This window comes from Mycobacterium sp. UM_CSW, from assembly GCF_000455205.1.
Taxonomy (GTDB): Bacteria; Actinomycetota; Actinomycetes; order Mycobacteriales; family Mycobacteriaceae; genus Mycobacterium.
This window is the reverse complement of sequence record NZ_AUWQ01000138.1, coordinates 1-22,582: the sequence shown is the minus strand read 5'-3', so window position 1 is coordinate 22,582 and position 22,582 is coordinate 1. Positions and strand designations below refer to the sequence as shown.

At 68.2% G+C, this 22,582-nt stretch carries 23 protein-coding genes; 15 read left to right on the top strand and 8 right to left on the bottom strand.

Annotated elements, in window-relative coordinates:
• Positions 1 to 6: 6 nt before the first annotated feature.
• Positions 7 to 276, bottom strand: coding sequence for a metal-sensitive transcriptional regulator (locus tag N415_RS29435; RefSeq protein ID WP_068189556.1), 270 nt, complete (start codon positions 274 to 276; stop codon positions 7 to 9).
• A gap of 259 nt (positions 277 to 535) precedes the next feature.
• Positions 536 to 1,756: a CaiB/BaiF CoA-transferase family protein gene (locus tag N415_RS29430; RefSeq protein WP_068189553.1), complete on the bottom strand. Its 1,221-nt coding sequence runs from the start codon at positions 1,754 to 1,756 to the stop codon at positions 536 to 538.
• Between the two features lie 220 nt (positions 1,757 to 1,976).
• Between N415_RS29430 and N415_RS29425 the strand changes: the two genes are divergently transcribed.
• The 8 genes from N415_RS29425 (at position 1,977) to N415_RS29390 (ending at position 10,614) form a co-directional block, all read left to right on the top strand.
• On the top strand, positions 1,977 to 2,843 hold the full coding sequence (locus N415_RS29425; RefSeq protein ID WP_068112108.1) for a mycofactocin-coupled SDR family oxidoreductase: 867 nt from the start codon (positions 1,977 to 1,979) through the stop codon (positions 2,841 to 2,843).
• Between the two features lie 85 nt (positions 2,844 to 2,928).
• Positions 2,929 to 3,867: a thiamine pyrophosphate-dependent dehydrogenase E1 component subunit alpha gene (locus N415_RS29420; protein WP_193376528.1), complete on the top strand. Its 939-nt coding sequence runs from the start codon at positions 2,929 to 2,931 to the stop codon at positions 3,865 to 3,867.
• A gap of 4 nt (positions 3,868 to 3,871) precedes the next feature.
• Positions 3,872 to 4,870, top strand: a complete 999-nt coding sequence (locus N415_RS29415) for a transketolase C-terminal domain-containing protein (RefSeq protein WP_068189550.1) — start codon at positions 3,872 to 3,874, stop codon at positions 4,868 to 4,870.
• Positions 4,863 to 5,099 (top strand): biotin/lipoyl-containing protein, encoded by a 237-nt coding sequence (locus N415_RS29410; RefSeq protein WP_068189547.1) that lies wholly within the window; start codon positions 4,863 to 4,865, stop codon positions 5,097 to 5,099. The genes N415_RS29415 and N415_RS29410 overlap by 8 nt, the downstream gene beginning before the upstream one ends.
• Positions 5,100 to 5,113: 14 nt before the next feature.
• A complete protein-coding gene (locus N415_RS29405; RefSeq protein ID WP_068189545.1) occupies positions 5,114 to 5,986 on the top strand; it encodes an enoyl-CoA hydratase-related protein in 873 nt (290 codons plus the stop codon).
• A 7-nt stretch (positions 5,987 to 5,993) separates the two neighbouring features.
• Positions 5,994 to 7,529 (top strand): acyl-CoA synthetase, encoded by a 1,536-nt coding sequence (locus tag N415_RS29400; protein WP_068189543.1) that lies wholly within the window; start codon positions 5,994 to 5,996, stop codon positions 7,527 to 7,529.
• A 14-nt stretch (positions 7,530 to 7,543) separates the two neighbouring features.
• Positions 7,544 to 8,917 (top strand): aromatic ring-hydroxylating dioxygenase subunit alpha, encoded by a 1,374-nt coding sequence (locus N415_RS29395; RefSeq protein WP_068189581.1) that lies wholly within the window; start codon positions 7,544 to 7,546, stop codon positions 8,915 to 8,917.
• Complete coding sequence (locus N415_RS29390; RefSeq protein WP_068189536.1) at positions 8,914 to 10,614, top strand: FAD-binding protein; 1,701 nt, start codon at positions 8,914 to 8,916, stop codon at positions 10,612 to 10,614. Before N415_RS29395 ends, N415_RS29390 begins: the two co-directional genes overlap by 4 nt.
• 51 nt (positions 10,615 to 10,665) lie before the next feature.
• Here the strand turns inward: N415_RS29390 and N415_RS29385 are convergent, their stop codons facing one another.
• Both N415_RS29385 and N415_RS29380 read right to left on the bottom strand, forming a co-directional pair.
• Positions 10,666 to 11,517 (bottom strand): enoyl-CoA hydratase-related protein, encoded by an 852-nt coding sequence (locus N415_RS29385; RefSeq protein ID WP_068189533.1) that lies wholly within the window; start codon positions 11,515 to 11,517, stop codon positions 10,666 to 10,668.
• A gap of 108 nt (positions 11,518 to 11,625) precedes the next feature.
• Positions 11,626 to 12,171, bottom strand: a complete 546-nt coding sequence (locus tag N415_RS29380; protein ID WP_068189530.1) for a methyltransferase domain-containing protein — start codon at positions 12,169 to 12,171, stop codon at positions 11,626 to 11,628.
• A gap of 42 nt (positions 12,172 to 12,213) precedes the next feature.
• Here N415_RS29380 and N415_RS29375 point away from each other — a divergent pair, with 42 nt between their 5' ends.
• From N415_RS29375 to N415_RS29360, 4 genes are all read left to right on the top strand, one after another.
• On the top strand, positions 12,214 to 12,801 hold the full coding sequence (locus tag N415_RS29375; RefSeq protein WP_068189527.1) for a TetR/AcrR family transcriptional regulator: 588 nt from the start codon (positions 12,214 to 12,216) through the stop codon (positions 12,799 to 12,801).
• A gap of 53 nt (positions 12,802 to 12,854) precedes the next feature.
• Positions 12,855 to 13,520 carry a TetR/AcrR family transcriptional regulator gene (locus tag N415_RS29370; RefSeq protein WP_068189524.1) on the top strand — a complete coding sequence of 222 codons (666 nt, stop codon included), beginning with the start codon at positions 12,855 to 12,857 and terminating at the stop codon, positions 13,518 to 13,520.
• A 60-nt stretch (positions 13,521 to 13,580) separates the two neighbouring features.
• Positions 13,581 to 14,078 (top strand): hypothetical protein, encoded by a 498-nt coding sequence (locus N415_RS29365; protein ID WP_068189522.1) that lies wholly within the window; start codon positions 13,581 to 13,583, stop codon positions 14,076 to 14,078.
• 221 nt (positions 14,079 to 14,299) lie between these two features.
• The gene (locus N415_RS29360) at positions 14,300 to 14,929 is read left to right on the top strand and encodes a cutinase family protein (protein ID WP_193376527.1); all 630 of its coding nucleotides are present in this window, start codon (positions 14,300 to 14,302) and stop codon (positions 14,927 to 14,929) included.
• On the opposite strand, the gene N415_RS29355 is transcribed toward N415_RS29360, so the two are convergent.
• Positions 14,926 to 16,674 carry an amidohydrolase family protein gene (locus tag N415_RS29355; protein WP_068189575.1) on the bottom strand — a complete coding sequence of 583 codons (1,749 nt, stop codon included), beginning with the start codon at positions 16,672 to 16,674 and terminating at the stop codon, positions 14,926 to 14,928. The two genes, N415_RS29360 and N415_RS29355, sit on opposite strands and share 4 nt — an antisense overlap.
• Positions 16,675 to 16,806: 132 nt before the next feature.
• Here N415_RS29355 and N415_RS29350 point away from each other — a divergent pair, with 132 nt between their 5' ends.
• The gene (locus N415_RS29350) at positions 16,807 to 17,262 is read left to right on the top strand and encodes a nuclear transport factor 2 family protein (RefSeq protein WP_161630367.1); all 456 of its coding nucleotides are present in this window, start codon (positions 16,807 to 16,809) and stop codon (positions 17,260 to 17,262) included.
• Between the two features lie 7 nt (positions 17,263 to 17,269).
• On the opposite strand, the gene N415_RS29345 is transcribed toward N415_RS29350, so the two are convergent.
• The 3 genes from N415_RS29345 to N415_RS29335 form a co-directional block, all read right to left on the bottom strand.
• On the bottom strand, positions 17,270 to 17,917 hold the full coding sequence (locus N415_RS29345) for a maleylpyruvate isomerase family mycothiol-dependent enzyme (RefSeq protein WP_068189508.1): 648 nt from the start codon (positions 17,915 to 17,917) through the stop codon (positions 17,270 to 17,272).
• Positions 17,918 to 17,987: 70 nt separating this feature from the next.
• Positions 17,988 to 18,359 carry a DUF5073 family protein gene (locus N415_RS29340; RefSeq protein ID WP_068189506.1) on the bottom strand — a complete coding sequence of 124 codons (372 nt, stop codon included), beginning with the start codon at positions 18,357 to 18,359 and terminating at the stop codon, positions 17,988 to 17,990.
• Positions 18,359 to 19,144 carry a heavy metal-binding domain-containing protein gene (locus N415_RS29335; protein ID WP_067158961.1) on the bottom strand — a complete coding sequence of 262 codons (786 nt, stop codon included), beginning with the start codon at positions 19,142 to 19,144 and terminating at the stop codon, positions 18,359 to 18,361. Before N415_RS29335 ends, N415_RS29340 begins: the two co-directional genes overlap by 1 nt.
• 184 nt (positions 19,145 to 19,328) lie before the next feature.
• Between N415_RS29335 and N415_RS29330 the strand changes: the two genes are divergently transcribed.
• Both N415_RS29330 and N415_RS29325 read left to right on the top strand, forming a co-directional pair.
• The gene (locus tag N415_RS29330; protein WP_068189572.1) at positions 19,329 to 20,027 is read left to right on the top strand and encodes an ABC transporter ATP-binding protein; all 699 of its coding nucleotides are present in this window, start codon (positions 19,329 to 19,331) and stop codon (positions 20,025 to 20,027) included.
• On the top strand, positions 20,024 to 22,549 hold the full coding sequence (locus tag N415_RS29325; protein ID WP_068189504.1) for an FtsX-like permease family protein: 2,526 nt from the start codon (positions 20,024 to 20,026) through the stop codon (positions 22,547 to 22,549). Before N415_RS29330 ends, N415_RS29325 begins: the two co-directional genes overlap by 4 nt.
• The last annotated feature ends 33 nt before the right edge of the window (positions 22,550 to 22,582 follow it).

Below are 22,582 nucleotides of genomic sequence, written 5' to 3'. Positions count from 1 at the left end.
TTGCGCTCAGGCGAGCGCCAGGAAAAGCTTCTCCAGCTCGGCCTCGCTCAGCGGCGCGGAGCCGTCGGCGGTGGTACCCGTGACGCATTCCCTCAACCCGGTCGCGACGATCTTGAACCCGGCGCGATCGAGGGCGCGCGAAACCGCCGCCAGCTGGGTGACGACGTCCTTGCAGTCGCGTCCCTGCTCGATCATCGAGATCACCCCGGCCAGTTGCCCTTGGGCGCGGCGCAGCCGGTTGAGCACCGCGGCGATGCTGTCTTGATCACCAATCATCTGAATCCTTTCGTCTCTCCGTGTCACCACAAGGTACCCGCCGGGGTATTGGTCGACCTACCAGGAATATACCCCACTGGGTATAAGTTGTCATCCCTTGACACCGAGCCGAAAGGAGTCAACGATGCCGACGACCGACCTCACCTACGAGACATTCGAATCAACGATCCTCGACAACCCGCTTGTCCTGGTTGATTTTTCGGCCGGCTAATCGCGCCTGCCGCCCGCAAGTCCGCCGCAGCCCGGTGACGCGCCCCCTTCAGAGGATGGCCCCGAGGTCCTTCGCCCTGGCGATGTCGTCCCAGTCGACATCGAGCTCGAGCAGGATCTCTTCGGTGTGCTGCCCGTGCTCCGGGGCGCGGGCGGGAGCCGGCGGCGTCTCGTCGAATTGAACGGGCGCCGCGACGATCCGGTATTTCTCGCCGTGGTCGTCGACGTTGGTCACCACGTAGCCGTTGGGTTCCACCTGCGGGTCGTTGAGGGTCTCCCGCGGCGTCGCGAGGGCGCCCCACACCCCGGGTTCGTCCGCGAGCACCTTTCGCCAGTGCGCAAGGTCATTGCGCGCGAACGCGTTCGCGAAGATCTCGGTCGCCGCGGCCGCATTCGCGATCAGGTTGTTCGACGGCACAAACCGCTCGTCGGTGGCCAACTCGCCCAGGCCCATCCGCTCACAGAAGCCCGCCCAGAACTTGTCGGGCTGCAGGAAGACCAGCTGAATCCACCTGCCGTCCTTCGTCTTGTACCGGTTCACCAGGGGATTGATGGCCAGCCCGGGCGGGGCGCCCGGGATGCCGTCGATGTCGAAGAAATCGGCCGCCGAGATCGACGGCGCGATCGCCCACATCGCCTGCGCCAGCAGCGAAGAATCGACAATTGTCGGTTCGCCGGTGCGCTCCCGGTGAAACAGCGCGGCACACACGCCGCCGGCCAGCGTCGCACCACCCTGCAGGTCGCCGAACGCCGGGCCCTGGACCGCCGGGGTGTCGGTGCCGAACGGCGTGAGCGTGTAGGCCACCCCGCCGCGGGCCAGGTAGGTGGCGGCGTCGAACCCTCCGCGATCGCGGTCCGGACCGCGGACCCCGAGCCCGGTGCCGCGCGCGATGATGATTTTCGGGTTGAACCCCCGGACGTCCTCGACGGTGAGCCGGGCCCGTTCGAGCGCGCCGGGCAGCCAGTTGGTCAGGAACACGTCCGCGCTGGCCAACAAGCGGCCGAACAGGTCGCGGCCGACCTCGGACTTGATGTCGATGGCGATGCTGCGTTTGCCGCGATTGCCCAACTCGAGGATGAAGTCGGCGTCCGGGCGGGCCGCTTCGCGGGTGAAGCCACCGACCACGAGCGCCCGTCCGGGATCCCCCGCGGTGACGCCCTCCACCTTGATCACGTCGGCGCCCCAGTCCGATAGCGCCGCCCCCGCCGACGGCACGTACGTCCACGACGCCAACTCGACCACACGGACACCGCTCAGCACCCCAGGCAAGGCGGCCGCCTTTCTTGCTATTTTAAGTATTCTAGCTACTCTAAGGGATATCGACAGCCCGGCTGCGGCCACGCGCGGTTTTCGTGGAAGAGATGCGATGGGGCAGACCATGGGTCCGACCCCGCTCCGCGCTGCGGTTCGTGCGCGCCTTCCCGATTCTTTGGCAGCGAATAGCTTTGGCCCCCAACGTGGGTCGCTGATTTAGGGCGAAGGACGGGATATGGGCAGGGTGACGGGCAAGGTGGCCTTGATCAGCGGGGCCGCGCGCGGGCAGGGGCGTTCGCATGCGCGGCTGCTGGCCGCGGAGGGCGCCGACATCATCGCAGTGGACATCTGCGCCGACATCGAAACCAACGAGTACCCGCTGGCCCGGCCGGAGGATCTCGACGAGACGGCGCGGCTGGTCGAAAAGGAAGGGCAGCGCGCGCACACGGCGATCGCGGACGTGCGCGACCGAGTGGCCCTGGCCGCCGCGATCGATCAGGGCGTGGCCGAATTCGGCCGTCTCGACATCGTGGTGGCCAACGCCGGCATCTGCCCGCTGACCGCGGGCCTTCCGCCCCAGGCGTTCGCCGATGCCGTCGACGTCGACCTGCTCGGGGTGCTCAACCTGGTGCACGCGAGCCTCAAACATCTGCAAGCCGGGGCGTCGATCATCGTGATCGGGTCCAACGCGGCGTTCATGTCGTCGCTGAACACCGGCGGCGGCGTGTCCGGGGGCCCCGGAGGAGCCGGCTACGCCTTCGCGAAACTGGCTGCCGCGCACTATGTCCACGACTTCGCCTTGGCACTCGCGCCCTTCAGCATCCGGATGAACGCGGTGCACCCGACGAATGTCAACACCGACATGCTGCACAGCGCACCGATGTACCGCGCCTTCCGGCCGGACCTGTCGGAACCCAAGCGCGAGGACGCCGAACCGGTCTTCCCGGTGGTCCAGGCGATGCCCATCCCCTATGTCGAGCCCGAGGACATCAGCGAGGCCGTGTTGTTCCTCGCCTCGGACGCGGCGCGCTACGTCACCGGCCAACAGCTCCGCGTCGACGGGGGCGGCTTCCTGAAGGTCAAGCCGTGGTCGGGCACGTAAGACTGTGCCGCGCAACGGAAATGGAGGGGCCTTGGTGAGCGACGGTCGATCCGCAACCGACGTGCAGCGTCGCCTCTACGAACTCATGGTCCTGATGAAGGCGGCCGACGACCGGCTTTCCAAGGGCATCGGCACCGGCGAGTTCATGTGCGTGTACTGGCCGTCGCGCGGCCAGGAGGCCATCGCCGCCGCGATGGGGGTGTCGCTTCGGCCCGACGACCAGCTGGTGACGACCTACCGCGGGCTGCACGACCTGATCGGCAAGGGCGTCCCGCTCGAGGAGATCTACGGGGAGATGATGGGACGCACCGTCGGTGCGAGCCGCGGCAAGGGCGGCACCATGCACATCGCCAACCCTGCCAAGGGCGTCATGCTCTCGACCGGGATCGTCGGCGCCGGGCCGCCGGTGGCCGTGGGGCTGGCGATGGCCGGCAAGCGCAAGGGTCTGGACCGCGTGACGGTGGTCAGCTTCGGCGACGGCGCCACCAACACCGGCTCGTTCCACGAGGCCGCCAACATGGCCGCGCTGTGGGACCTGCCGCTGGTGTTCGTGTGCCAGAACAACCTGTTCGCCGAGATGACGCCGACCTCGGACACGATGAAGCTCGAGCACGTCGCCGAACGGGCGGCCGGCTACGGCATGCCGGGGGTGCGCGTCGACGGCAACGATCCGCTGGCGGTGAAATCGGCGCTGGACGAGGCGCTGCGGCGGGCGCGCGCCGGCGCGGGACCCACGTTCATCGAGTGCGTGACGTTCCGCTTCCGCGGTCACTACTTCGGCGACCGGATGCCCTACATCCCCAAGGAGCAACTGGCCGCGGCCATGGCGGCCGACCCGGTGCCGCGTTTCCGCAACCACCTCGCCGAAGCCGGCATCTGCGGCGCCGACGAGCTCGATCGCATCGACCAGGAGGCGTCGACGGCGGTGGAGAACGCGCTGGCGACCGTCATGGCCGCGGGGTCGCCTTCGATCGACGAACTCGACCACGACGTGTACGCGGCCCCGATCAGGTACCCGGTGTAAACGCATGGCCGACAAAGAGATGACGATGCGCGAGGCGCTGAACCTCGCGCTCGACGAGGCGCTCGCGGCCGACGACCGCGTCTTCCTGCTCGGTGAGGACATCGCCGATCCCGGCGCCTCGGGACCGACGGCGGGACTGTCGACGAAGTACGGCCACGAACGCGTGCTGGACACGCCCATCTCCGAGGCCGCGATCGTCGGCGCCGCGATCGGTGCGGCGATCGACGGGATGCTGCCGGTGGCCGAGATCATGATCATGGACTTCATCGGCATCGCCGCCGACCAGCTGATCAACAACGCCGCGAAATTGCGGTTCATGACGGCCGGGCGGACGACGGCGCCGATCACGATCCGCACCCAGGTCTACGCCGGGTTGGCCACCGGCGCCACGCACTCGCAGAGCCTGGAGGCGTGGTTCATGCACGTCCCCGGCATGAAGGTGATCGTGCCGTCCACCCCGCGCGACGGGAAAGGCCTTCTGACATCGGCGATCTTCGACGAGGACCCCTGCCTGTTCGTCGAGACGATCCGGCTGCAGGGCAAGAAGGGTCCCGTGCCCGTCGAACCCGGGTTCTCGATCCCCCTGGGCCAGGCCGACATCAAGCGGCCCGGCACCGACGTAACGCTGATCGCCTACGGGCGCCCCGTGCACGACGCGCTCGCGGCGGCGGACACGCTGGCAGAACAGGGCGTCAGCGCCGAGGTCGTCGACCTTCGCACGCTGGTGCCGCTCGACGTCGAAACCATCGTCGAATCCGCGCGCCGCACAAGGAGAGTCGTGGTCGTGCACGACGCCGTCCAATTCGCCGGCCCGGGCGCCGAGATCGCCGCGACCCTGCAGTCGGAGTTGTTCGGGGAGCTGGCCGCGCCCATCGAGCGCGTCGCCGCCCGGTTCGTCCCCAACCCGGCCGCCGCGGCGCTCGAGGCGCAGGTGTACCCGTCACCGGCCCGCATCGTCGCCGCGGCCCAGCGAACCTTAGACCGGGCCAAAGTTCATGGCTGACTTCGTCATTCGCATTCCACGGGTGTCGGTGGCCGTCTCGGAGGCCGAGCTCACCGGCCTCCTCGTCGACGCCGGCGAGCGCGTGGAGGAGGGCACGCCGATCTATGTGATTGCCACCGAGAAGGTGGAGCAGGAAATCGAGGCGGGTGCCTCGGGCATCGTGCAGTGGACCGGAGAGGTGGGAACCACCTACGACATCGGCGCCGAAATCGGCGTCATTACGTCATAAGAAAGGGACGCGCAATGGATCTCAACGAGACCCGCGAGAGAATCGTCTATGAAAAGGAAGGACCGATCGCGCGCATCACGCTGAACTGGCCGGAGAAGGCGAACGCCCAGGATCAGAAGCTGTCCGAGGAGGTCGATGCCGCACTACTGGACGCCGACCGCGACTACGACATCAAGGTGCTGATCCTCAAGGCCAACGGAAAGGGTTTCTGCTCCGGGCACGCCATCGGCAACAACTCCGTCGACTACCCGGCGATGGTCGAAGCCGCACAAGTGATGGGAACACCGTGGAAGCCGCAGACCGACCTGTTCGTCAAGCCGATCCTGAACCTGTGGGAGTTCTCCAAGCCGACCATCGCGGCCGTGCACGGCTATTGCGTCGGCGGCGGCACGCATTACGGGCTGACCACCGACATCGTCATCGCCGCCGAGGACGCGTACTTCTCCTATCCGCCGCTGCAAGGCTTCGGCATGCCGTCCGGCGAATGTTCAATCGAGCCATGGGTTTTCATGAACTGGCGGCGCGCGGCGTACTACCTGTACCTGGCCGAGGTCATCGACGCGAAGAAGGCGCTGGAGGTCGGCCTGGTCAACGAGGTCGTTCCCCGCGACGAACTGGAATCGCGGGCCGACGCCATCGCCCGCCACATCGCCCAGGCGCCGATGACGACCCTGCTGGCCACCAAGGCCAACCTGAAGCGGGCCTGGGAGCTAATGGGCATGCGGGTGCACTGGCAGAGCTCCAACGATCTGGTCGCGCTGTCGGCGCTCAGCAAGGACGTGCAGCAACTGATCCAGACGGTCTTCAAGGACAAGGTGCTGCCGTCCGAGCAGGCCCGGCGCCAGGCGGCGGCGGCAGCCCAGACCGACGGCGCCGCAACGACATAGGTCTGCTGTGAACATCGCCGACCACGCGAGCACCGCCGCCGAGTCGCCGGCCCTCCTCGTCGCGGACGGCGGCACGATCAGGTACGGCGACCTGTACCAAAAGAGCCAACGCGTCGCGGCCACCCTTCACCAGGCTGGGCTGCGGCGCGGCGACGGCGTCGCCCTGGTGCTGCCGAACCGTCCCGAGTTCTTCGAGATCACCTGGGGCTGCCAGCTTTCCGGGCTGTACTACACCGCCGTCAACACCCACTTCACCCCCGACGAGGTCGCCTACGTCATCGACGACTCCGACGCCAAGGCAGTGTTTGTCGACGCCTCGACGGGTGACCTCGCCGCACACGTCCTAGCGGCCAATCCTCGCGTCGGGATCCACGTGTCCGTCGGGGGCGCGCTGCCGGGCTGGCGCTCCTACGACGACGCGTTGGGGGCGCCGGGCGATGCCCCACCGCTGTCGGACGGGTCGGAAATGCTCTATTCGTCGGGCACCACGGGACGGCCCAAGGCGGTTCGGCGGTCGCTGCCCGCCGACGGCAACGGGTCGTGGGCCCAGTCGGTGCTGGAGCTGGCGCTGATCCACAAGTACGGAATGGACCGGTCCAGCGTGTACCTCTCCCCCGCACCGCTGTATCACGCGGCAGGGGTGAACTACACCATGGCGGTGCACCGCGTCGGCGCCGCGTCGATCCTGATGCGCAAGTTCGACGCCGAGACGGTGCTGAGGCTGATCGAGACCCACCGCGTCACCCACGCCCAGTTCGTGCCGACGATGTTCGTGCGCATGCTCAAGCTGCCCGAGGCGGTGCGGCGCAAGTATGACGTCTCGAGCCTCGAATGCGTGATCCACGCCGCGGCCCCGTGCCCGGTGGACGTCAAGCACCGGATGATGGAGTGGTTCGGCCCCATCATCCACGAATATTACGGGGGCACAGAGGGGTTCGCGGGCACGACGATCGGCCCGGAGGAGTGGCTCGCCCATCCGGGGTCGGTCGGCAAGCCGTTCAGCCCCGTCCACGTCGTTGGCGAGGACGGTGTCGAGCTTCCGGTGGGCGAGTCCGGCGAGTTGTTCTTCGAGGGCGGCCCCGATTTCGAGTACTTCAAGGACCCGGCCAAGACCGCGTCGGTCTCCAACGAGCGGGGCTGGCGGTCGCTCGGCGACATGGGGTATGTCGACGACGACGGATACCTCTACCTCACCGACCGGTCAACGTTCATGATTGTCTCGGGCGGGGTGAACATCTACCCCCAGGAGGCGGAGAACCTGCTGGTTATGCATCCCAAGCTCGTCGACGCCGCGGTGTTCGGCGTGCCCAACGAGGAGTTCGGCGAGGAGGTCAAGGCCGTCGTGCAGCCGGCCGACGGCGTCACGCCGGGGCCCGATCTCGAGGCGGAGCTCATCGCGTACTGCCGGGCGCACCTGGCGGGTTACAAGTGCCCGCGCACAGTCGAATTCGAGGCCGAGCTGCCCCGCGACCCCAATGGAAAGCTGTACAAGAGGCGCATTCGCGAACGCTACTGGCAAGGGCGGGCGTCACGGATCGTATGAACGAGGGAACGGACATGGTGACTACCGAACGCACCCACCCCGACGTGAACTGGGCGCCGCTGCCGGTGCCGTGGGCGGTTCAGCGGCCCGACCGGATCCCCAAACAGCGGTACTACGACCCGGAGTTCTATGCCCTTGAGGCCGAGTTGCTCTGGCCCCGCGTCTGGCAGATGGCCTGCCGCCTCGAGGAGATCCCGAAGCCCGGCGACTACGTCGAGTACGAGATCCTGGACGACTCCGTCATCGTCGTCCGGCTGGACGCCGACAACGTGCGGGCCTACCACAACGCGTGCCGCCATCGCGGGGTAAAGCTGGTGGAGGGCAACGGAAACCGCCGCACCTTCGTCTGCCCGTTCCACGGCTGGTGCTGGGCCATCGACGGCCGCAACACCTTCGTGCTGCGGCCCGAGGAGTTCGCCGAGGAAAACCTGGGCCCCGACGACCTGCAACTCGTCCCGGTCAGATGCGAGCTCTGGGGCGGCTGCGCATGGATCAACCTCGACGACGACGCGCCGCCAATGCGGGACTGCTTCGAACCGTTCGCGTCGATCTACGACGCCTGGAAAGTGGAATCTTTGCGCGTCGAGTGGTGGCAGGCGTGCCGGCTGCCGGTGAACTGGAAGCTGGCGACGGCCGCGTTCATGGAGGGCTACCACGTCCCGCAGACCCACCCGCAGCTGCTGCCGTCCTCGATGCCCAGCACCTCGAAACCGCCGGGGCTGGCCCAGACGAACCTGTACTTCATGCGCACCCTCGGCGAGGGCATGGCCGGAATGACCCACGAGAACGACGTCCGCATCGCCGAGGGCCTGCAGACCATGGAGTTGCCGGCCGACCCGGCCGCGGCGATGACCGCCTGGCGGTCCGCGCTCAACGACGCCATCGTCAAGTGGCATCGGGCCCGCGGCTGCGACATGCCCGACCTCAACGAGCTGGAGCGGCGCGGCATCACCGAAGCGATCAACTTCTGTTTCCCGCACTACTTTCTGCTGCCCCAATACAGCAGCGCTTCGTCGTACCGGATCCGTCCGCTCGGTCCGGAGGAGACGCTGTTCGAGATCTGGTCGCTGACCCGCATCCCGCCGGACCAGGCCACCGCCAAGCCCACGCCACCGGAACCCATGGCCCCCGACGACCCGCGCTGGCCGCCCATCCCCGCGCAGGACTTCTCCAACCTGCCGCGTCAGCAGAAGGGCCTGCATTCCAAGGGGTTTGACTACATGCGGCTGTCGGATCGGATCGAGGGGCTCATCTCGAACTTCGAACGCGTCATCGACGGCTTCCTGGCCGGCCTGCCCTACGACGCGCTGGTGCCCGCGATCCAGAAGACCAACACCACCATCGACGTGCCGATCGCCGACCTGGGATTCAGCTCGGAGGGGCGATGAGCACCCGATGGGACCGCTCCGTCGACCTGCTCATCGCGGGCAGCGGCGGCGGCGGCATGGTGGCCGGGCTGGCCGCGATCGATTGCGGGCTCGAACCCCTGATCCTCGAGAAGCAGGCGCTGGTCGGCGGTTCGACCGGTCTTTCCGGCGGGATCGTCTGGCTGCCCAACAACCCCCTGATGCGGGCCGAGGGCATCGCGGACTCGCATGAGGACGGCATGGCCTACCTGGCCGACGTGGTCGGCGACATCGGCGCCCCCTCCTCCCCCGCGCGCCGCGAGATGTTCCTCACCGCGGGCTACGAAATGATCAATTTCCTTACCCGCAAAGGCGTTCGGCTGATCCGCTGCGCCGGATGGAGCGACTACTACCCGAATCATAAGGGCGGCAACGAGTCCGGCCGCGCCATCGAGGGCATCCCCTTCGACGCCGCGGAGCTTGGCAGCTGGAGCGACAAGGTGCAGCCGCCCCTGGCCAAGAATTACGGTTTCGTGGTCCTCACCAACGAGTTGCGCTCGGTCCAGTACTACAACCGGTCGCCGCGCGCGTTCGCCGTAGCCACCCGGGTGTTCCTGCGCACCGCGGCCGCGCGGGCCCGCCGCCGGCAAATCCTCACCAACGGCGCCTCGCTGATCGCCCAGATGCTCAAGGCGCTCATCGAATTCGGTGACGGGCAGCCCCCGCTGTGGACCAACGCCGCGATGGAAGACCTCATCGTCGAGGACGGCCGCGTCGTCGGGGCCCGCGTGACGTGCGGCGGCGTGCCGCTGAACGTGGAGGCGCGCAAGGGAGTTCTGCTGGCGGCCGGCGGATTCGGTCACAACAAGGAGATGCGCCGCCAGTACAGCGGCGATCAACCCAACGAGGCGCAGTGGTCGATCGCCAATGCCGGGGACACCGGCGAGGTGCTGCAGGCCGCCATGCGGCTGGGAGCGAAGACCGACCTGCTCGACGAAGCATGGTGGCTGCCTTCGGTTTTCATCAAGGACGGCGGCGCCGCCGCCGCCTCGCTCGGCTCCGGCCGGCAGCGTCCCGGTGCCATCTACGTCGACGCGACCGGCCGGCGATTCTGCAACGAGTCGAACTCCTACGTCGAGGTCGGCAAGGCGATGTACGCCAACAAGGCGGTGCCCTGCTGGATGATCTTCGACGAAGGGTACGTGCGCAGGTACGTCACCAGCACCAACCCGCTCAAGCGCAACCAGAACCTGCCGCCCGAGCTCATCGAGAGCGGCGCGGTCAAACGCGGCGACACCATCGCCGACCTGGCCCGCCAGATCGACCTTCCCGCCGACGAATTGGCGCAAACGATCCAGCGGTTCAACCGGTTCGCCGCCAAGGGCCTGGATCCCGACTTCGGGCGCGGGCAGTCGGCCTACAACGACTGCCTCGGCGATCCCGGCTACCGGCCCAACGCCGCCGTCGGCCCGCTCGACCGCGCGCCCTACTACGCCACCCGGGTCTTCCCGGCGGACGTCGGGACGTGCGGGGGCGTCGTCACCAACGAGCACGCGCAGGTCCTCGACGAGCAGGACCTGGTGATCGAGGGCCTTTATGCCACGGGCAACACCACCGCGACGGTGATGGGCCGCACGTATCCGGGTGCGGGCGCCAGCATCGCCAGCTCGATGGTGTTCGGTTACGTGGCCGCGCGGCACGCCGCCGGGCGCAGGATCGCCGGGGAAAGGACCCGCTAGGTCTGGCGAGCAGACGCAAACGCTCCCAAAATCCGCGCAGTTTGGGGGGTTTTACGTCTGCTCGTCCTGAGAACTTTCGTCGCGGCCGACGAAATCGCGTGGCTTCATGCCGGATTGCATGAGTTCGGCCCGGCGCGCCTGCACGTCGGAGGCGGCGCCCACCATGTTGGTCAAGATGTGGCTGACCTGGAGGTGGACCCGCATTCCCATCAATTCCCAGGCCCGCTTCACGTTGTTCTTGACCGCCATCAGCGTGGTCAACGGGATCTGGGAGATCCTGCGCGCCATCTCCTCGACGGTGTTTTCCAGCTCTTCGCGCGGCACCACCTTGTTGAGCAGACCCCAGTCGAGGGCTTCCTGCGCCGAGAGGGTGGGTGCCAGCAACAGCCAGTCCATGGTGCGGTGCCAGTTCATCAACAACCACGGCTCGATCATGGTGTGCCCGCCCGGCTCGCCGAGGCTTTGGGCAAGCGGCATCTGGAAATAAGCGTCCTCGGACGCGACACAGAAGTCGGTCAGCAAGCCGAGATAAATGCCGCCGCCCATGCAATAGCCGTGGATCGCCGAGATCGTCGGCTTGGGAAACTCCCACAGATAAAGCGTGGGCCACAGAAACAGGTCGGCCGTCCCCTTGTACAGGTCCTCGAAGGTGTTTCCGAAGTCCGGGTAGGGGTTCTCGTCCGGGCCCCAGCGTGCCACGTGCCCGCCGCAGAAGCCCTTTCCGTTGGCCTTGATGATGACGACTTTGATCTCTTTGTCGCGGTCGGCCTCGTGCAGGCAGTCGTCGACCTCGGTGACCAGCACCGCGTCCTTGGTATTGGCCTTGTCGACCCGATTCAAGATGATCCGCGCAATCGGCGGTTCGCGTTCATAGATGATCGCTTCGAGCACGCGCCGCTCCATCGTGGTGACATTACCGGTTTCGGGTCCGCATCCCAGCGCGCCGAGACTGCGCGCAGAGCGCGATTTCGAGCAAATTGGCGATCTGGACGCAGTCTCGAAGGCGGCGGCTCAGCCGCGCGCCACAAGCCACGCGTGACCGTCGCCCTCGCCGGCGTCGAGGACCTCGAGTCCGGCGAAGGCGGCGAGCAGCTCGCCCGGGGTGGCGCGGAAAGGTCCCGGCGCGGCCCCGACCTCGCTCAGCGCGGCGATTGCCAGCAGCCCGCCCGGCGCCAGGCGCTCGATGATCACCTCATCGAGGCGGCGGTCCCGGAAGTTATGGCACAGCACGACGTCGACGGCCGGCCCGGCGGGCAGCCCGTCGTCCAGATCGAAGACGTCGAAGTGGCAGCGGTCCGCGACGCCGGCGAGCCGCGCCAACTCGCGCGCCTGCTTGATGGCGACCGGGGAGACGTCGCACGCCCAGACGTCGAGGCCGCGGCGGCCCAGCCACACGGCGCCACGTCCCTGCCCGCAGGCGAGGTCGAGGGCACGTCCCGACGTCGGAAACAGCTCCGCATGGCGCGCAACGAAGCGGGGCGGCCCGACCTCGCTCAGCTGCGGTGACCCGGCGCCGGCGTACCGCTCGTCCCAGCGACGCCGGTCGTCCTCGGCCATGGGCGCCACCTTAGATTGCCCGCCGGTTTCTACACTGGACCGGTGTCTAGACAGGCGGCTTCTCCGACGGACGCCGGGACGGCCCGCCGCTCCGACCGCCGGCCGGCGCAGACGATCCGCAAGGTCCTCGAGGCCGGGCTGGAGGAACTGCGGGAGTCGTCGTACGCGGCCCTGACGATGCGCGCCGTCGCGACGCGCGCCGGCGTGTCCCCGGCCAGCGCGTACACCTACTTTCCGTCGAAGAGCGCGCTGGTGGCGGCGGTGTACCTGCGCTTCCTGCAGGACCTGCCGCTGCACACCGACGTCAACGACACCACCCAGGCACGGGTCAGCGCGACCTTGCGCGACATGGCGCTGATGGTCGCCGACGAACCCGAGCTGGCGACCGCCTGCGGCGCCGCGCTGATGGCCGATGATCCCGCGGTCAAGCCGCTGCGCGAGCAGATCGGCGAAGAGGTGTCCAGGCGGATCGCGGCGGCGCTGGGTCCCGGGTGGCCGCGAGCGGTTAGGTCCGCGCTTCAGATGACGTTCTCCGGGGCGCTCCTGACGGCCCGGTTCGTCAGCTACGAAGAGATCGCGGAACAGCTCGACGAGGCCGTCGGCCTCATTCTCAAGGCGTGCGCCGCCTAAAGCCCAGTGGCCCAACCGAATCGTTATTATCCAGCTGTGAGGATCGGCTGAGCGTGCGCAGTCACGGCTGGGCAGGAAACGCGCCCGCCTCCGACGAGGAGGCGATCGAGCGCATCCTGGACGCCGCCGATCGGATCATCGACGAGCGCGGCCAGGCAATGGGAATCGCCGACGTGGCGCGCGCGCTGGGCGTGACGCGGCAGACCGTCTACCGGTACTTCCCCGGCACCCAGGCGCTGCAGGTGGCGACCGCGATGCGGTCGGCCGACGGGTTCCTCGACCACCTGGCGACCCAGCTCGAGGGCGTGACCGACCCGGTGGTGGCGATGACGGAGGCCATGGCTTTCGCCATCGAGCGGCTGGCGTCGGACAATCAGCTCGCATTCGTGTTGCGCCATCGCGGCGGACAAGGCGTCTCCATCATCTCCGACACCGCCTTGGCGTTCGGACGTTCGATGCTGCATCGCTTCGACATCGATTGGGAGCACAACGGTTTCGACGAGGCGGGACTCGACGAACTGAACGAATTCAGCCTGCGGGTGCTGCACTCATTCCTCACCGATCCCGGCCGGCCGCCACGCAGCGGCGCCGACTTGCGGCGCTATCTCACCCGCTGGATCGGGCCCGCGATCGCCTATCCGCAGCTGGTGCGCACCATGGACGCGCTTAGCGGAGCCGAGCCCGCGCGGGCGCGGGGGCGGCCGTCCAGGGCGTCCTGATACCGCCGAAGTGGTTGATCCCTCACCCCGAGTTCGGCCATCCTCAACGAACCGACGTTGATGACCGACGAAGGAGGGGACGTGGTAGGGCTGGGACAACTCGCACTGAACAGTGCGCCTGTTTTCGGTGGCCTGATGCTCGCCGTTGCGGCCGGTCAATTCAGAGGCCCGGATTATCGCGAGCTCATCAAACAGGACATGGACTTGCTGGAGCGTCTCCCCGCGGAGGCAGTCGAGCGACGCGCCGAGTTGCGGCGCAGCATCGACGAGCGCATCGATGACCTGGTCGAGGTCGCCGACAGGAATCGCGCGCTGCGCAAGGCCGCGCTGACCTACCGGGGCAATTGGCGGGACGTGGTGCTCTTGCTGTGCGTGGTGCTGTTCACCATCATCTGGTGGGAAGTCGATCACAGCAGGGGCAACTGGCTGCCGATGTTCGTCTTGCTGATCCTGCTGTCGGTGGTGACCGCCGCCTACGCGTTCCGCGGCGCGCTACGCGCTGCCCGTTCGCTGGTGCGCAGGCAGGGCATTCGGGACCGCCGCGACGGATCGACTTGATCACATCTCATCCGCCGTTCGACTCGCCAACGGGATGCGTACATCGGCCGTTGTGGTGCGCCTGGTAGCGCGCTGACCTGCGACATGTCCGGACCGCCGAGTCCTGAGGCCCCACCCGGATGCCGCGCCGCCCGCCGGCGCTCGCCGAGCAGGCGCCATCACGTTGTGCCAAAATTTTCTACGTGCAGTTTCCTCCCCTCGCCCGCCTCATTTGTGCTGCGGTGGCACCGATTTGGGCGCTGCCGCTCGCGTCCGTTCCCTCCGCGTCTGCCGAGCCGTGCCCCGATGTCGAGGTGGTGTTCGCCCGCGGCACCACCGAGCCCCCCGGCGTGGGCCGGGTCGGGCAGGACTTCGTGGACACGCTGCGCTCGCGCGTCGGCACCCGATCGGTCGGCGTGTACCCGGTCAACTACCCGGCCACGACCGACTTCCCCACCGCGATCGACGGCATCACCGACGCCGGCCATCACGTGGAGTCGATGGCGGCCAACTGCCCGAAAACCAAGATGGTGTTGGGCGGATATTCGCAGGGCGCGGCCGTCATGGGCTTCGTCACCGCGAACCGGGTCCCCGATGGGGCGAACCTCGCGCAGCCGCCCGAGCCGATGCCGCCCGACGTCGCCAACCACGTCGCCGCCGTCGCCCTCTTCGGCAAGCCGTCGACCCAGTTCATGAGCATCATCAACGAGCCCCCGGTCACGATCGGTCCGCTGTACGCGCCGAAGACGATCGAGTTGTGCGTTCCCAACGATCCCGTCTGTTCGGGATCGGGATTCCCGGCCGCACACCGGCAATACGTCGAGGCCGGGATGGTTGATCAGGCGGCGGACTTCGCCGCGGGCCGGCTCTAGGCACCCGCCGGGCGGCGGCCCCGGACCAGACCTCCGGGCCTTTCGTCGGTCAGTTCGCCGTCGGCGACGACGGTCTGGCCCAGCACCATCGTCTCGACGTATCCATCCGAGCGCTGGATCAACCGGCACGCGCCGCCGGGCAGGTCCTCGACTCGCTCCGGGTAGTGCAGGCGCAGTCGATCCAGATCAATGAGGTTGATGTCGGCGCGCCGCCCAGGGGCGAGCACGCCGCGATCGCCCAGCCCGTAAAAGCCGGCGGGATCACCGGTGAGGCGGTGCACCGCCGCCTCCAGCGACAGGCCCGGGCCCCGGGTCCGCCCGCCGACCCAGTGCGACAGCAGGTACGTGGTCATGCTGGCGTCGCAGATGATCCCGCAGTGCGCCCCGCCGTCGCCCAGCCCCTGCAGGCTCACCGGGTCGGCCATCATGTTGTACAGGTGGTCGTAGTTGTTGCCGGCGTAGTTGAGCAGGGGCAGCAGCAGGAATTCGCGTCCCTCGGCGCCGAGCAGCACGTCGTAGGTGACTTCCCAGGGGTCGCGGCGCTCCCGCTCGGCGATCGCGGCGATGCTGTCGTCGGGCGCGGGCTCGTAGTCGAGCGCTTCGCCGAGTGGATACAGGCGCTTGAACAGGTGCCTGTTGAGTTGGTCGGCCGACGGCTCCGGCGTCGGCTCGGGCGCGTCGGCCAGGATTCGCGCCCGGACGTCCGGATCGCGCAGTCGTTGAACCCGCTGCGCCAAAGGCAATTCCATCAACGGCCGATACGTCGCGCGGTGCCGGAATGGATTCATCCGCGATTGGTGTCCCATCAACATTCCGAAGGCGCGGCTGGCGACCTGCGGCCGGATCGTCGCACCGGCGGAGTTTGCTTCGTGCACCGCCGCGAACCAGTGTCGCCAGTCGTGCGGGTCCTGCTCGTTGACCATCGCCAGGAAGGTGAGCGGTATCCGGTACCGCCGCCCGAGCCGCGTGATCCAGTCAATCTCGGCGTCGATCGAGTGACGCTGGTCGCCGCCCATCGCGCCGCCCACGCCAGCCGGAACCACTTGCAGCACACCCGAACCCACCTCGGCCATGACGGCCATCAGTGCGGCGAGTTCGTCCTCCTCGGAGTAGGTTCCCGGCACAGGTTCGCCCGACGCGCTGCGATGTCCCGCCGTGCGCCCGAACGACATGCCCACCGCCCCGGCGCGCAGGCCGTCGGCGACGATTCCGCACATCGCGTCGAGATCCGCGCCCGTCGCGGTCTCGTGCGCGCGATCACCCATGACGAATCCGCGGACGGCGGCGTGCGGGATCTGCGCGGCCACGTCCACCGCGCGCGGCATCCGTTCGAGGGCGTCCAGATACTCGCCGAAGGACTCCCATTCCCATGTGATGCCCTCGGACAGCGCGGAGCCCGGAATGTCCTCGACGCCCTCCATGAGGTCGACGAGCCAGCCGTGCCGATCGGGACGCACCGGCGCGAAACCGATGCCGCAATTGCCCATGATCGCCGTCGTGACGCCGTGCCAGCACGACGGGGTGAGATGCGGATCCCAGGTGGCCTGCCCGTCGTAATGGGTGTGCACGTCGACGAATCCCGGTGTCACCGTTAGCCCGTCGGCCTCGACGGTGCGTTTGGCGGTGCCCTCGACGCGGCCGACCTCGGCGACCATTCCGTCGGTGACCGCGACGTCGGCGGTCCGCGCCGGCGCGCCGGTGCCGTCCACCACGGTTCCGCCCCGGATGATCAGGTCGTAGGTCATGACAGCCTCCTCGCGGGCCGGCCTGCGGCGCCCACCCAGCATTCAACAGCCTTGTCCCTTTTCTCAATAGGCGACGACGCAGTGCGTGCGACCATCGACGCGGCAGCATTTCGAATTTGAGGAGGCCGAGTGGTGACGGACGTCGGGCGCACGGACTTCGATGCCACCGATCGACTGGCGATCATCAACTTGTTCGGGGCCTATGCCTACACGTATGACGAAAACCGGCTCGACGACTTTCGCGCCCTGTTCACCGAGTCACCACAGCTCGTGCTGCTGCACGAGGGTAGCCCGCTGTCTGCGGACATCGACACCGTCATGGCCCTGCTTGCGGTCAGGAAGCAGCGTTTCAAAGAGGAAAACAACCAACGGCGCCACGCGCTGAATTCGTTCTGGTTCGCCAGCCAGAGTGCCACCGAGGCCACCGGCCACTGCTACGTCCAGGTTTTTGCCGTCAAAGACGGCGGTTCGCCGAGCCCCGACCTGACCGGCCGCTACGAGTTCACCGCGGTCAAGCGGGACGGCGCCTGGCGGTTCAGCCGGTGGGTGGTGGCGATCGACCAGAAACAACCCGCCACCGACGAGTGAAAGTGCGTCAGCCCGAAGCGCATCGGGCGCGTAGCGCGCGGACGCCCGGGCCCGCAAGATCGTCGCAATAGGCCGGACGCCCCGCCATCGCCATCGTCAGCGCGAGCGTCGTCCCGCTGACGAGCGGGCCGGCGCCGGTCGCGAAGGAACTGTCGGTCGCCTCCAGCCGGAGACCATCGATGGCGCTGCGGCTGCGCACCGCAAAGTCCCGGCGCGCATAGAACTCCGCCACCGCGACGACGACGTCCACCGGTGGCGTGCGAAGGAGCCCGAGGGGCCGCCGGATGTCTTGGGCGTGCACGACGACCTCACCCAGAAATGCGGCGGTCGGTCCCAGCGGCGCGGTGGTGCTCGTGATGACCCGCCGGAATCGCTCGAGCGTCTCGGCGGGAGTCGCGCCGCGGTGCTCGGCCAAACGGCGCTCGTTGTGCAGATCGAAGTCGAATCGAGCGCCGACGGCGCTGGCGAACCAGCGCAGCGGGCCGGTGCTCGCGGCGGCGGTGAGGTGGGCGACCACCTCCTCGATGACCCATCGTCCGCACAGCGACGGCAGCGCCCATTGTGCGTCGTCGAGGCCGGCGAGATCGTCCGCGAGCGCCGCGCGCTCCGCATGGGCAGCCGACCACAGGGCGTCGCGGGTGGCACCTTCGAACATGCAAGCTTCCAATGCACGGCAGGGATGACGACGGGGTAGACCTCCGCCCGGCCGCAAAGTCATCGGCCCGTCAGAAGCTGGTGTCGAGAGCTTCGAGCGCCGCGTCGATATTGGGCATGATCGTCGGCCCGTAACCGCTCACCAGTTGCCCGAGCGACCGTGCGATGTGGGGACCGACGGCCGCGGCGGCGAGGACCTCCTCGGCGATGGCCACGCCGTTGACCACGTGTGCGGCGAGGAGCCGGCCGTCAGGGGTTACTTCGTAGCGCCAGTCACCGATCTGAACCCGTTCCGGCTGCGAGCGAAACAGGCCCCGCCGCGCCGGTGTGACGATCACCCCGGGAACGCCGCCAAACACCTTGATCACGAGCCCGACGCCGCCGGGGCCGGACAAGGCCGACCCGACGGCACGACTGACCCGCTCGTGATCGAGGCCCGTCATCAATCGCTCAGCGGCAGCACGAACGACGGCGTCAGGGTCTGCGGCTCGCCGCTACGACGCACCGCCGTCCCCGCCACGTAAAACTCCACCGTGTGATGTCCCCACGCGTAATTCGAGATGGCGAAATGCACCCCCACGATGCCGTTCGCGCCGTCTCGCTCCGCCTCGCTCTGCATCCGTGACATCGCCAACTCCCGAGACTGGTAGCTGCCCTGCGTCCACTGCGGCATCTCGGCGTTGCGTCCCGCCTGCTTCAGCATCTGCATAAACCCTTGCACCGCAACGTGGAACACGCAGTTGCCCATCACGAAGGCGACCGGGGCGAATCCGGACCGCAGCAGCGTGGTCAGGTCCTGGCCGGAAAGGTGGCTGGTGAACGCCTGCCCGTTGGGGCGCCGAAATGCCCCGGGCTTCGCGGTGTAGCGCACGGCGGTGCCGACCGCGATGAACTCGAGGTGCTCGCCCTCTCCCTGGTGACGCCAATCCAGGCGCACACCCACTACGCCGTCCGCCCCCAGCGAATCGGCCTCGGCCTGCATCCGCGACATCGCATTCCAGCGCGCCCGGTACGTCGCCTCGGTGAGCACCGGCAGCTCGGATTGCTGCCTGATGCCGGTGAACTGATAGCCCACGTGATAGACCGAAACGCCCATCACGAGTTCGATTGGTTCGAACCCCGCCCCGTGCAGCAGGGCGAATTCGTTGATCGACAGATCGGTCGTGAACACCTTGCCTGCGTGCGACAGCCGTTCGCTGGCGACTGGGTCGAGCGGGTTCGGTTGCATTGGCAAACACCTTCCTGCGGTCCGGAGCACAGCGTAGGACGCGGGTCGACGTTTCACATCCCAAACTCGCCGCGCACGTTCTGGATCGCCCCGATGAACCGAACCCGGCTGGGCCTCGTTATCTGAAGTACCAGCGCTATTGGGGTGCGGCGTGAGCGCGGGGAGGATCATGTTTCCACGGGTGCTGACCATTGAGCTGCGCGACGTGGTGCGCGAATACCGGGTCGGTGGCCAGTCCGTGCGGGCCCTCGACGAGATCAGCCTGCGCCTCGAGGGCGGGCACTTCGTTTCGGTGGTCGGGCCGTCGGGCGCCGGCAAGAGCACCCTGCTGCATCTGTTGGGTGCCCTGGACTCCCCCGATTCGGGGTCGATCGAATTCGACGGCGACGAGATCGGCCGGCTCAGCGACGAACAGCAGTCGGAGTTTCGCCACCATCGCGTCGGCTTCATATTTCAGTTCTTCAACCTGCTGCCGACGCTGTCGGCGTGGGAGAACGTCGCGGTGCCGAAGCTGCTCGACGGCGTCCGGCTGGGCAAGGCCAAACCGGACGCGATTCGGCTGCTGGAGCGCGTCGGGCTTGGCAACCGGACCGAGCACCGGCCCGCCGAGCTGTCCGGCGGACAGATGCAGCGGGTCGCGGTCGCGCGCGCTCTGATGATGGACCCCCCGCTGATCCTCGCCGACGAACCCACCGGAAACCTCGATTCCGCAACGGGCACGTCGATCCTGTCGCTGCTCGGCGAGGTGGCCCACGAGCCGGGCCGTGGCCGGCTGGTGGTGATGGTGACCCACAATTCGGACGCGGCCGCGGCGACCGATCGAGTCATCACGCTGCAGGACGGCCGTGTCGGCGCCGACCAGCGCTCGGGGGTCATGGTGTGACGGCGGCGTCGGGGATCGCCGCCGCGGCGAGCCGGCTGCGCCTGTTCAGCCTGCGCGAACTCGCGGTGCATCGCCGGCGCACCAGCGCAACCGTCGCCGTAATGGCGGTATCGGCAATGTATCTGGTCGCGGTGTTCGGCATCTTCGGCTCGATCAGCGGATCGGTCAATCGGCTCGCCGACGGCGTCGCGGGCATCGCGTCGTTGGAGGTGTCGGGCATCACCGACGCGGGCTTTCCCGAGACGATCGCCGCCGACGTCGCCGCGGTTCCCGGGGTCGCGACGGCGGCACCGATGATCCGGACGACGGCATCCTCGTCGTCGGGCCCGGTCCTGCTGTTCGGCGCCGACGAGCGCCTGGCCACCCTGGGCGGCGCGCTCAAGGACGCGCTGAAAAACGGGTCGCCGGGAGCGCCCGGGAATCCTTCTGGCCCAACAGGTCCGGCGGACGCGGTTCGCGTCGGGCCCGGTCTGGGCCACGCCAAAGGCGATACGTTCCAATTGGGGTCGCGGTCGGTGACCGTCGGCGAGGTCCTCGCGGGCAAGCAGGTCGCCGCGCTCAACGGTGGGCACTACGTCCTTGCCCCACTTGCCTTGGCGCAGAACATCACCGGTCGCGACGGCCAGCTTGACTCCATCCTGATCACCACCAAACCCGGCGCCGATCTCGCAAGGGTCCGCGCCGCGATCACCACCGCCGTGAACGGCCGCGCCATCGTCGCCGACCCCAGCATGCGGGCCACCCGGGCGGGCGACGGTGTCAAGCTGATGAACTACATGGCCCTCATGGGGGCGATGGTCGCCCTGATGGTCGGCGCCTTCCTGATCTACACGACGATGACCATGGCGATCAGCCAACGGCGGCCGGTCATTTCGATGCTGCGCGCGATCGGCGGCCGCCGCGCCACCATCGTCCGCGACATGCTCGCGGAGGCCGCGATCCTCGGTGTCATGGGCGGGGCGCTCGGCTCGGCCCTCGGGATTCTCCTGGGCCGCATCGCGATTGGCCGATTACCACCGGCCATGACGCAAGGGTTGGAGGCCCGCATCGAGTACTGGCTGCCCGGCTACGCGATACCGGCCGCCCTCGCGGCGACCGCCCTCACCAGCGTCGTGGCATCGGCGATGGCCGCGCGGCAGGTGTACAAGGTCGCACCCATCGAGGCGCTGGCGCCCGTCGGGGTCTCGGCCGCGGACCGCGTGCCGCGGTGGCTGCGCATCGCGAGCGGGGTTGGCGCCCTCGCGGTCTTTACCGTCTCCGTCGCCGTCGTCGTCGACCAGCGGGGCGTCCTCGCGTTCGTCGCGATGGCGGCGGTGTTCTCCGCCGAGATAGCGCTTGGATTCGCGCTCAGCGCGCCCATCGTCAACGCCACTGCCGCGACCGCCCGGGTGTTCGGCTCCGTCGAGGCCCTTGCGGCGGCGGCCATCGAGCGCGCGCCGCGACGGGTGTGGGCAACGGTGATGACGGTGCTGATCGCGGTCGTCACCACCGTCACCATCACGGGTACCAACGCCGACATGATCCGTTCGGCGCGGGGCATCTTCGCGCCGGTCGCCGACGTCCCGGTCTGGGTGAGCGCGAACTCCCCCGACAGTTATCCCACGGATGCTCTGCCGCAAGGCCTTTCGGCGAAGGTGGCCGCGTTGCCGGGCGTCCGGCACGTCACCGAGGGCGCGCTGGGATTCGCCGAAGTGGGCGGCACCCGGGTGATGCTCGACGGCTTTTCCCCGGGCACAGCCGACCCGCTGTACCGCGCGCTCGACCCACGGATCCGCGACCAGGTGCTCGCCGGCGCGGGCGTGGTGCTCTCCCAGAACCTGGGCAAGACGCTGCACGTTCGGGTCGGCGGGCAATTGCGGATGCAGACACCGCACGGCGTGCGGCAGGCAACGGTGCTGGCGCTGGTGCCGTACTTCTCGACCGTCATCGGGACGGTCGGGATGGGCCTCGACCAACTGCGCGGGTGGTTCGATCGCCCGATCACGACCACGCTTGAGATCGCCGCGGCGCCCGGCGTAGACGCCGGTCGCCTCCTCGCCGACGTGCGCCGAGCGGTGCCCGGCCCGAACTACGTGTACGACGGCCGCGCCAAGCTGGCGGGGCTGGAGGCCCCGATGCACCAGAGCATGTTCATTGCGAACGCGGTATGGATCATCGTCGTGTTGGTGGCCGCGGTCGCGCTGCTCAACACGCTGACGCTCTCGGTGCTGGAACGGCGCCGCGAAATTGGGGTGCTGCGCGCGATGGGATCCAGCCGGCGGTTCACGCTGGGCATGGTGCTCGCCGAGGCGACCGGCATCGGCGTTGTCGGCGGCGTGCTGGGGCTGGCGTTCGGGATGACGGACCAATGGCTGTTCAGCCTCGTGAGCGGCGACATGATGAACTTCCAGGTCACCTTCCGGCCCAGCTGGATGGCGGGTGCGTTCACGCTCGGCGCGCTGGCGATCAGCCTGCTCGGCTCGGTCCCGCCGGCCCGGCGCGCGGCACGGCTCAACATCATCGACGCAGTCAGCGTCGAGTAGGCAACCAGCAGGACTCGCGCCGAGATTGCCGTC

What these genes read in the sequence shown, in the direction of transcription:
- N415_RS29405 (WP_068189545.1), top strand. Translation starts at nt 5,114, where the DNA reads ATGGATCTCAACGAGACCCGCGAGAGAATCGTCTATGAAAAGGAAGGA.
- N415_RS29390 (WP_068189536.1), top strand. Translation starts at nt 8,914, where the DNA reads ATGAGCACCCGATGGGACCGCTCCGTCGACCTGCTCATCGCGGGCAGC.
- N415_RS29380 (WP_068189530.1), bottom strand. Translation starts at nt 12,171, where the DNA reads ATGGCCGAGGACGACCGGCGTCGCTGGGACGAGCGGTACGCCGGCGCC.
- N415_RS29395 (WP_068189581.1), top strand. Translation starts at nt 7,544, where the DNA reads ATGGTGACTACCGAACGCACCCACCCCGACGTGAACTGGGCGCCGCTG.
- N415_RS29410 (WP_068189547.1), top strand. Translation starts at nt 4,863, where the DNA reads ATGGCTGACTTCGTCATTCGCATTCCACGGGTGTCGGTGGCCGTCTCG.
- N415_RS29435 (WP_068189556.1), bottom strand. Translation starts at nt 276, where the DNA reads ATGATTGGTGATCAAGACAGCATCGCCGCGGTGCTCAACCGGCTGCGC.
- N415_RS29345 (WP_068189508.1), bottom strand. Translation starts at nt 17,917, where the DNA reads ATGTTCGAAGGTGCCACCCGCGACGCCCTGTGGTCGGCTGCCCATGCG.
- N415_RS29385 (WP_068189533.1), bottom strand. Translation starts at nt 11,517, where the DNA reads ATGGAGCGGCGCGTGCTCGAAGCGATCATCTATGAACGCGAACCGCCG.
- N415_RS29340 (WP_068189506.1), bottom strand. Translation starts at nt 18,359, where the DNA reads ATGACGGGCCTCGATCACGAGCGGGTCAGTCGTGCCGTCGGGTCGGCC.
- N415_RS29425 (WP_068112108.1), top strand. Translation starts at nt 1,977, where the DNA reads ATGGGCAGGGTGACGGGCAAGGTGGCCTTGATCAGCGGGGCCGCGCGC.
- N415_RS29335 (WP_067158961.1), bottom strand. Translation starts at nt 19,144, where the DNA reads ATGCAACCGAACCCGCTCGACCCAGTCGCCAGCGAACGGCTGTCGCAC.
- N415_RS29365 (WP_068189522.1), top strand. Translation starts at nt 13,581, where the DNA reads ATGACCGACGAAGGAGGGGACGTGGTAGGGCTGGGACAACTCGCACTG.
- N415_RS29355 (WP_068189575.1), bottom strand. Translation starts at nt 16,674, where the DNA reads ATGACCTACGACCTGATCATCCGGGGCGGAACCGTGGTGGACGGCACC.
- N415_RS29420 (WP_193376528.1), top strand. Translation starts at nt 2,929, where the DNA reads ATGGTCCTGATGAAGGCGGCCGACGACCGGCTTTCCAAGGGCATCGGC.
- N415_RS29415 (WP_068189550.1), top strand. Translation starts at nt 3,872, where the DNA reads ATGGCCGACAAAGAGATGACGATGCGCGAGGCGCTGAACCTCGCGCTC.